Raw genomic sequence first — 1,990 nt, forward strand, 5'->3', positions numbered from 1 at the left:
CAGTTGCAGCGCCGCGCCCAGCACCGAGCCCGCCATCGCGGCGAACGCGACCCGGGCGCGCGCCTCCGGCCCGGCCATCACGAGCCGACTTCCCGATGCATGTGCAATTCACTCCCTTGCGCACTTCTTTGGCGCGCAAATTGCTTTGTGTGTCGGCTAGTATGCGTCTCACTCCGAGGCACCCTCGACGCACCGAGAAAAAATGTCCATTCACGCCGCCCTACACCACGTCACCCACTACAAGTACGACCGCCCGGTGCAACTCGGTCCTCAAGTGATCCGACTGCGCCCGGCACCGCATTGCCGCAGCAACGTCATCTCGTATTCGCTGCGGGTCGAGCCCGAAGAGCACTTCATCAACTGGCAGCAGGATCCGTTCGCGAACTACCAGGGCCGGCTGGTGTTCCCCGAGAAGACGCGTGAATTCAAGGTTACGGTCGACCTGGTGGTCGAGATGGCGGTCTACAACCCCTTCGACTTCTTCCTCGAGCCGCAGGCGGAGAACTTCCCGTTCAAGTACACCGAGTCGCAGGCCCAGGAACTCGCCCCCTACCTGGTCGCCGACGAGGCAACGCCGCTGGTCAAGGCCTACCTCGAGAAGATCGATCGCAAGGAACAGCGCACCATCGACTTCCTGGTCGGGCTCAACCAGCAGGTGCAGCACGATGTCAACTACCTGATCCGCATGGAGCCCGGCGTGCAGACGCCGGAAGAAACGCTCACCAACGCCTCGGGCTCCTGTCGCGATTCGGGCTGGCTGCTGGTGCAGTTGCTGCGGCACTGCGGGCTGGCGGCGCGCTTCGTGTCGGGCTACCTGATCCAGCTGACGCCCGACGTCAAGGCCCTCGACGGCCCGAGCGGCACTGAAGTCGACTTCACCGACCTGCACGCCTGGTGCGAGGTCTACCTGCCGGGCGCCGGCTGGATCGGACTCGACGCCACCTCCGGCCTGCTGGCCGGCGAAGGCCACATCCCGCTGGCCTGCACGCCGACACCGTCGAGCGCCGCGCCGATCGAAGGCGTGGTCGACGATGCCGAGGTCGAGTTCGGCCACGAGATGAAGGTCACGCGCATTCACGAATCGCCGCGCGTCACCAAGCCCTACACCGAAGAGCAATGGGCCGAGGTCCTGGCGCTCGGCGAGCTGGTCGACAAGCGCCTGAAAGCCGGCGACGTTCGCCTGACCATGGGCGGCGAGCCGACCTATGTCGCCACCAGCGACCGCGACGCGCCCGAATGGAACACCGATGCGCTCGGCCCGACCAAGCGCGGCTATGCCACCGAACTGGTGCACAAACTGCGGGCCGAATACGGCCAGGGCGGTTTCCTGCACTTCGGCCAGGGCAAGTGGTATCCGGGCGAGCAGCTGCCGCGCTGGGCGCTGTCGATCTACTGGCGCGCCGACGGCCAGACGCTGTGGCACAACCCCGCGCTGTTCGCCGACGAGCGCCACCCCACGAACTACACGAGCGAGGACGCGCGCCGCTTCACGACGGCGCTGGCGCAGCGCCTGGGCCTCACCGAGCGCTTCATCCAGCCCGGCTACGAGGACGTCTACTACTACCTGTGGCGGGAGCGCCGGCTGCCGGTCAACGTCGATCCCTTCGACTCCAAGCTCGACGACGAGATGGAGCGGGTGCGCCTGCGACGGGTGTTCACGCAGAAGCTCGATGCGGTGATCGGCTACATGCTGCCGATCGAGGCCGGCAACGCCGACCTCGATGCGCCCGCGCTGGCCGGCCCGGGCTGGAAGACCGGCCCCTGGTTCCTGCGCGACGACCGCATGTACCTGATCCCCGGCGATTCGCCGATGGGCTACCGGCTGCCGCTCGACTCCCAGCCCTGGACCAGCAAGGGCGACTACCCCTATCTGGTCGAGCGCGACCCGACCGCGCCGCTCGGCAGCCTGCCGAGCGCGGCCGACTACCGTGCGCGCTATGCCGGCTCGGCCAGCGGTGCCGGCGCCGACCGCGGCGCCGTCCCCTATACC

1 protein-coding gene is annotated in these 1,990 nt (G+C 67.5%); it reads left to right on the top strand.

Annotated elements, in window-relative coordinates; translation table 11 throughout:
* Nucleotides 1–202: 202 nt before the first annotated feature.
* Nucleotides 203–1,990 (top strand): transglutaminase family protein (locus tag AC1DY5_RS53305; protein WP_478122297.1); only part of this gene is annotated, 1,788 nt, incomplete at its 3' end.

The sequence above is a fragment of the Variovorax sp. P4_D9 genome, assembly GCF_056401695.1.